Origin of the sequence: Micromonospora sp. NPDC049662, from assembly GCF_040675055.1 — a bacterium.
Taxonomy (GTDB): domain Bacteria; phylum Actinomycetota; class Actinomycetes; order Mycobacteriales; family Micromonosporaceae; genus Micromonospora.
On record NZ_JBFAOC010000108.1, the window covers coordinates 1 to 6,312 of the forward strand.

Sequence of the window (6,312 nt, forward strand, 5' to 3'; positions counted from 1 at the left end):
GCGCCCCCCCCCCGGCGGCCCCCCGCCCGCCCCCCCCGCCCGGGGCCCCCGCGTTTTGGCCGCCCCCCCGTCGCTGTGCCGTGCGTCAGCGGTTCTTGTACGCCTCGACGACCTCGACCGGGATCCGGCCCCGCTCGGAAATCTTGTAGCCGTTCTTGACGGCCCATTCCCGGATCGCCCGGTTTTGTTCGCGGTCCATTCCCGCGCCGGTGGGTCGCCCCGGCCGCCGAACTGCCCGCGCGTTCTCCGCCGGGCCTCGGCCGATCCGCCGGCCCGCATTGATGTATGGGTCCAGCGCCTTACGCAGGACACCCGCATTCTCGTCCGAGACGTCGATGGTGTACGCGACGCCGTCGAGACTGAACTCGACCGTCCGATCGGCCTTCCCGCCGTCGAGGTCGTCGGTCAGCACCGTGATTACTTTTCTCGCCATTGCCGATTACTCCCTGTGTGTGGCGGGATGTTTCCAAAGTCTGACCTATCACCCGGGGAATCCGCAACAATGTGCGTGCCATTCATTTCGGCGCGTCGCGATTGAGTGGGCCACAAAACAGCGAACTGGCCGTAATCGCAGGTCCCGGTGCGGTGTCAATCGGTGAGCAGACCGGCGTGGCCGGCGACCGCCGCCGCCTCCGCCCGGTTGGCGACCCGCAGCTTGCGCAGCAGAGCGGCGGTCATTCGTTTCACCGTCCGTTCCGACACGTGCAGTTCCTCGGCGATGTCGACGGTGCTGCGCCCGATCGCGATCGCCCGCAGCAGACGGCGCTCCTCGGCGTCGAGGTCGACGGACGCCGTCCGGGCGGGTCCGAGGAGGGCGCGCAGCAGTTCCGCCGGCAGGACTGCCCAGCCGTCGAGGATGGCCAGCAGCGGGGGTAGCAGCTCCTCCGGTTCGCTGGTCTTCGGCAGAAATCCCTCCGCGCCGGCCCGCAGCGCCTCCAGTGCGGGCGCTGGGTCGGTCGAGCCGGACATGGCGACCACCCGTACGCGGGGGGTGGTCCGCCGGATGGCGGCCACCGCCCGGACGCCGCCGGGTGGTGGCATGTGCAGGTCGACCAGCGCGAGGTCGGGATGGCAACGACTGATCATGCCGGCCGCCGCGGCGGCGTCCCCGGTCGAGCCGACCACCTCGGCGCGTCCGTCGGTGGTCACCGGAAGCAGCAGTTCCAAGCCACGGACGAACAGGGGGTGATCGTCCACGACAGCGAGTCTGAGGTTGGGGGCGTCCGGCATGTCTGGGCCGTTCCCCAGCGGGTACCGATCATGCGGGTATGCACCGATCGGGGGGAGTCGGATGGATGCGCGCACGCCAGGGGTGGCAGGGCCGGTTGCGAGGATTGCGACGCGCCGGGTCCGGACCGGGCATCCCACCGTCCCCGGAGGTCGACGCGGACCTGCTGCTGCGGGTGTTGTGTCACGAGTTCCGTACCCCGGTCAGCGCGCTGACGTCATTGACCCGGGCGCTGGCCGATGACCACCGGCCGCTGACCGGCGCGGACCGGCGGGCGGTCATCGCGCTGGCCCGCGACCAGGCCGTCCATCTGCAGGGCCTGCTCCGCGACGCGACGGCCGGCGCCGGCGCGCTGACGCCGGTGGCCCAACCGGAAGCGACCGTGCCCCTGGCCGGCCTCCTGCGTGAGGCGGCCGCGTTCGTGCCGGCGGGCCGGCGTCGGGTCCGCGCCACCCGACGGGCGGCCTGCTGGCCGGTACCGGCCGGCCGCACCCGGCAGGTGCTGGGAAACCTGGTGGAGAACGCGCTGCGGCACGGGCCGGCAAACGGGCGGGTCGGGCTCTACGCCGCGCTGCGCGGCCCCGGCCTGAGCATCGTGGTCACCAACGAGGGGCGGGTGGACGACGGGCTGCTGGTGGCGCTGCGCCGTCCGGCCCCCGTGGTCGGCATGTCCGGGCTGGGGTTGTGGATCGTGCGGCACCTGGTGGCCGCCGACGGGGGAGCGCTGCGGGCGCACCGGTTGCGCCCGCGGGGCGTGGCGCTGGAGGTGCTGCTGCCGGCGGTCGGACCGCTGCGCTGACCCGTGCGGGACACGCATTGGCCCGGCCGGGTCAGCGGGATGGGAATCGTCCTTGGTGCCAGCAACCCGGTGCCGAGGAGGTCGGATGTTCAGCCACGTCAAGGACCTGCAGTTCGAGGCCAAGCCGGACGCTCCGGACGCCGCGTTCGCCCGCCGTCTGCAGGAGGTGCTGGGTGGCAAGTGGGGCGAGATGACCGTCGCCAACCAGTACCTTTTCCAGGGCTGGAACTGCCGACTCCCCGGTAAGTACAAGGACCTGCTGCTCGACGTCGGCACCGAGGAGGTCGGCCACGTCGAGATGATCGTGACGATGATCAGCCGGTTGCTGGACAGCGCCCCGCTGGCGCTGTCGGAGGCCGTCGCGGACAACCCCGGGGGCGGGGCGGTCTACGCCGGGTCAAACCCGGCGCACTTCATCCACGGCGGGGGCGGGGCGCTGCCCGTCGACGCCAGCGGGGTGCCCTGGAACGGCTCGTACGTCACCGCGAGCGGCAACCTCCTGGCCGACTTCCAGCTCAACGTCACCGCCGAGGCGCAGGGCCGGTTGCAGGTCGCCCGGCTGTTCAACATGACCGACGACCCCGGGGTCAAGCAGATGCTGCGCTTCCTGCTGGCCCGCGACACCATGCACCAGAACATCTGGCTGGCGGCCATCGAGCAGCTCAAGGAGGACGGCCTGGAGGAGATGCCGGTGCCGGAGGCCTTTCCGGACTCGGCGGAGTTCACCGACGAGTTCGGCTACACCTACCTGGACTTCTCCTCGGGCGCCGACGCCGCCCAGCGGCGGTGGGCGTCCGGGCCCGCGCCGGACGGCAGGGGCGAGTTCCGGTACGACGACAACCCGCGCGCGAACGCCCCCGAGCCGGTGCTGCCGCCCGGTGACCCGCGGCTCTACGGCACCAACCCGGACCCGGCCGGCGGCGTCGTGAACACCGTCAAGAGCAGGCTCACCTGAGCTTGTCCCGTCGGGTCGTCCGGGTCCCGCACGGGCGGCCCGACGAGACCGCCCGCTCACCGGAAAAGACGAGGAGAAGCGCATGTCTGTCGTCGCGCCCGCCCGCGAGTCCGCAGCGGTCCCGCTGTCGCGTACCCGGGTGAAGTTGGCCGTCTGCACGGTGCTGACCGCGCTCGCCGTCGGAGTCGGACTGCCTGCCCGGGTGGTCCTCGCGCTGGCGCTGACCAGCCTGGCCATCCCCGTGGCCGTAGCGCTGGCCGGGGGCGGCCGGGCGGTTCGCGAGCTGCTGCTGCCGGCTCGCCGCCGGGCTCCGGACAGTGGCCTGGGTCACACGCCGGAACAAGGGGAACGCTTTGTTACTTGAGTGAGACACGCTCAACTCAATGGATAGCAGGTGTTCGATGGCAACTCTTCCGGTACTGCCCCTGACCGACGCCGTGCTGCTGCCCGGCATGGTCATCCCGGTGACCCTCGACCCGACCACCCAGGCCGCCATCGACGCGGCGCGGACAACCGGCGACCGCAAGCTGCTGGCCGTCCCGCGGATCGACGGCGAGTACGGCCCGATCGGCGTGGTCGCCACCATCGAGAAGGTCGGCCGGCTCCCCGACGGTGAGCCCGCCGCCGTCGTCCGTGGCCTGTCCCGCGCGCGCATCGGCTCCGGCGTGCCCGGTCCCGGCGCGGCGCTCTGGGTCGAGGCGACCGAACTCGACGAACCCGGCCCCGCCGGCCGCGCACGTGAGCTCGCCCGCGAGTACCGCGCCCTGGTCACCTCCGTGCTCCAGCAGCGGGGCGCCTGGCAGGTCATCGACGCCGTGGAGCGGATGACCGACCTCTCCGAGCTGGCCGACTCGGCGGGCTACGCGCCGTGGTTGACCCTGGAGCAGAAGACCGAACTGCTCGCCGCGCCGGACGTCACCGCCCGGCTGGAGCTGCTGGTCGGCTGGGTGAAGGACTACCTGGCCGAGCAGGAGGTCACCGAGCAGATCAACAGCGACGTCCGCGAGGGCCTGGAGAAGTCGCAGCGGGAGTTCCTGCTGCGCCAGCAGCTCGCCGCGATCCGCAAGGAACTGGGCGAGGACGAGCCGGACGGCTCCGCCGACTACCGCTCCCGGGTGGAGAGCGCCGAGCTGCCCGACAAGGTCCGCGAGGCGGCCCTGCGCGAGGTCGGCAAGCTCGAGCGGGCCAGTGACGCCTCCCCGGAGGCGGGCTGGATCCGTACCTGGCTGGACACCGTGCTCGAGATGCCGTGGAGCACGCGTACCCAGGACAACACCGACCTGGCCGCGGCCCGGGAGGTGCTCGACGCCGACCACGCCGGTCTGTCCGACGTCAAGGACCGCATCCTGGAGTACCTGGCCGTGCGGAACCGGCGTGCCGAGCGCAACCTCGGCGTGGTCGGCGGTCGCGGCTCCGGCGCGGTGCTCGCCCTCGCCGGCCCTCCCGGGGTCGGCAAGACCAGCCTCGGCGAGTCCGTGGCGCGGGCCCTCGGGCGTAACTTCGTCCGGGTGTCGCTCGGCGGCGTCCGCGACGAGGCGGAGATCCGCGGTCACCGGCGCACCTACGTGGGCGCGCTGCCCGGTCGGATCGTCCGGGCCCTGCGCGAAGCCGGCTCGATGAACCCGGTCGTGCTCCTCGACGAGGTGGACAAGCTGGCCGCCGGCTACGCCGGTGACCCGGCCGCCGCCCTGCTGGAGGTGCTCGACCCGGCCCAGAACCACACCTTCCGGGACCACTACCTGGAAGTCGACCTGGACCTGTCCGACGTGCTCTTCCTCGCCACCGCCAACGTGGTGGAGTCCATCCCCGGCCCGCTGCTGGACCGGATGGAGCTGGTCATGCTGGACGGGTACACCGAGGACGAGAAGGTCGCCATCGCCCGCGACCACCTGCTGCCCCGGCAGCGGGAGCGGGCCGGGCTGACCGACGACGAGGTGACCGTCGCCGACGCGGCGCTCGCGCTGATCGCGGGGGAGTACACCCGCGAGGCCGGTGTCCGGCAGCTCGAACGGGCCCTGGCCAAGATCCTGCGCAAGGTGACGGTGACGCTGGCGACCGACCCGTCGCCGGTACGCGTCGACACCGACAACCTCAGCGGCTATCTGGGGCGGCCGAAGTTCACCCCGGAGTCGGCCGAGCGTACGGCGGTTCCCGGTGTCGCCACCGGGCTCGCGGTGACCGGCGCCGGCGGCGACGTCCTCTTCATCGAGGCGACCAGCATGGAGGGCGAGCCGGGACTGACCCTGACCGGTCAACTCGGTGACGTGATGAAGGAGTCGGCGCAGATCGCGCTGTCGTACCTGCGCTCCAACGGGCGACGGCTCGGCATCGACCCGAACGCCCTGGCCGGGCGGCGGATCCACGTCCACTTCCCGGCTGGCGCGGTGCCCAAGGACGGCCCGAGCGCCGGCATCACCATGGTGACGGCCCTGGCGTCGCTGGTCACCGGCCGCCCGGTCCGTCCCGAGTTCGGGATGACCGGTGAGGTGACCCTCTCCGGGCGGGTGCTGCCGATCGGCGGGGTGAAGCAGAAGCTGCTCGCCGCGCACCGGGCCGGCCTCACCGAGGTGATCATCCCGGCGCGCAACGAGCCGGACCTGGACGACCTGCCGGCCGAGGTGCGCGAGGCGCTGACCGTGCACACCCTGGCCGACGTGGCCGACGTGCTCGCGCTGGCGCTGCGCCCGGCCGACGTCCAGGCGCTGGACGGACCGGCGCTCTTCACGGTCTGACAGTCCACCACGATGACCCCCGCCGTCCGTCGACGGCGGGGGTCATCGGCGTCCACGCATCGAAGGCTAGTGTTCCGCTCGAAGCGTCGACCACCTCTCCGCCGCGAGGCGGTGCCCCCGGAGGTAACCCCGTGAACCTGGTGCTCGGGATCATCCAGATCCTGCTCGCTGTCGTCTTCGCCGGCGCCGGCCTGGCCAAGCTGACCCAACCCAAGGACAAGCTGCGCGAGATGATGCGGTGGGTGGACCCGGTCCCGCCGTCGCAGGTCAAGGCCCTCGGCGCGGTCGAGGTGGCCGCCGCCCTCGGGCTCGTGCTGCCCGCGTTCACCGGCATCGCCACCGTCCTCACGCCGCTGGCCGCCGTCGGGCTGGTCATCGTCATGATCGGCGGCATCCTCGTGCACCTGCGCGACCGGAAGAAGCGCGACACGGCGGCCGAGCGTCGGCTGGAGATCCAGGGCGCGATCACCTGCGCGGTGCTGCTCGTCCTCGCCGCCGTGGTGGCGTGGGGACGCTTCGGCCCGTACTCCTTGTGAGGGCCCGGGGGGGGCCCCCCCCCCCCCCCCGGCGCCCCCGCGGCCCGCCCGCCCCCCCGCGG

7 protein-coding genes are annotated in these 6,312 nt (G+C 72.6%); 5 read left to right on the top strand and 2 right to left on the bottom strand.

Annotated elements, in window-relative coordinates:
• Positions 1 to 85 precede the first annotated feature (85 nt).
• Together AB0J36_RS34160 and AB0J36_RS34165 are read right to left on the bottom strand one after the other, a co-directional pair.
• Positions 86 to 433: an Lsr2 family protein gene (locus tag AB0J36_RS34160; protein ID WP_357118958.1), complete on the bottom strand. Its 348-nt coding sequence runs from the start codon at positions 431 to 433 to the stop codon at positions 86 to 88.
• Between the two features lie 155 nt (positions 434 to 588).
• Positions 589 to 1,197 (bottom strand): response regulator transcription factor, encoded by a 609-nt coding sequence (locus AB0J36_RS34165; RefSeq protein WP_357118955.1) that lies wholly within the window; start codon positions 1,195 to 1,197, stop codon positions 589 to 591.
• Between the two features lie 98 nt (positions 1,198 to 1,295).
• On the opposite strand from AB0J36_RS34165, the gene AB0J36_RS34170 reads away from it, so the two are divergent.
• From AB0J36_RS34170 to AB0J36_RS34190, 5 genes are all read left to right on the top strand, one after another.
• Positions 1,296 to 2,027, top strand: a complete 732-nt coding sequence (locus AB0J36_RS34170) for a HAMP domain-containing sensor histidine kinase (protein WP_357118952.1) — start codon at positions 1,296 to 1,298, stop codon at positions 2,025 to 2,027.
• A gap of 85 nt (positions 2,028 to 2,112) precedes the next feature.
• Positions 2,113 to 2,982 carry a manganese catalase family protein gene (locus tag AB0J36_RS34175; protein ID WP_357397519.1) on the top strand — a complete coding sequence of 290 codons (870 nt, stop codon included), beginning with the start codon at positions 2,113 to 2,115 and terminating at the stop codon, positions 2,980 to 2,982.
• An 82-nt stretch (positions 2,983 to 3,064) separates the two neighbouring features.
• Positions 3,065 to 3,346, top strand: a complete 282-nt coding sequence (locus tag AB0J36_RS34180) for a hypothetical protein (RefSeq protein WP_357397522.1) — start codon at positions 3,065 to 3,067, stop codon at positions 3,344 to 3,346.
• 37 nt (positions 3,347 to 3,383) lie between these two features.
• Positions 3,384 to 5,714, top strand: coding sequence for an endopeptidase La (gene lon / locus AB0J36_RS34185; RefSeq protein WP_357397526.1), 2,331 nt, complete (start codon positions 3,384 to 3,386; stop codon positions 5,712 to 5,714).
• A 131-nt stretch (positions 5,715 to 5,845) separates the two neighbouring features.
• Positions 5,846 to 6,250 (top strand): DoxX family protein, encoded by a 405-nt coding sequence (locus AB0J36_RS34190; protein ID WP_357118941.1) that lies wholly within the window; start codon positions 5,846 to 5,848, stop codon positions 6,248 to 6,250.
• The last annotated feature ends 62 nt before the right edge of the window (positions 6,251 to 6,312 follow it).

What these genes read in the sequence shown, in the direction of transcription:
- AB0J36_RS34160 (WP_357118958.1), bottom strand. Translation starts at nt 433, where the DNA reads ATGGCGAGAAAAGTAATCACGGTGCTGACCGACGACCTCGACGGCGGG.
- lon (WP_357397526.1), top strand. Translation starts at nt 3,384, where the DNA reads ATGGCAACTCTTCCGGTACTGCCCCTGACCGACGCCGTGCTGCTGCCC.
- AB0J36_RS34175 (WP_357397519.1), top strand. Translation starts at nt 2,113, where the DNA reads ATGTTCAGCCACGTCAAGGACCTGCAGTTCGAGGCCAAGCCGGACGCT.
- AB0J36_RS34170 (WP_357118952.1), top strand. Translation starts at nt 1,296, where the DNA reads ATGCGCGCACGCCAGGGGTGGCAGGGCCGGTTGCGAGGATTGCGACGC.
- AB0J36_RS34180 (WP_357397522.1), top strand. Translation starts at nt 3,065, where the DNA reads ATGTCTGTCGTCGCGCCCGCCCGCGAGTCCGCAGCGGTCCCGCTGTCG.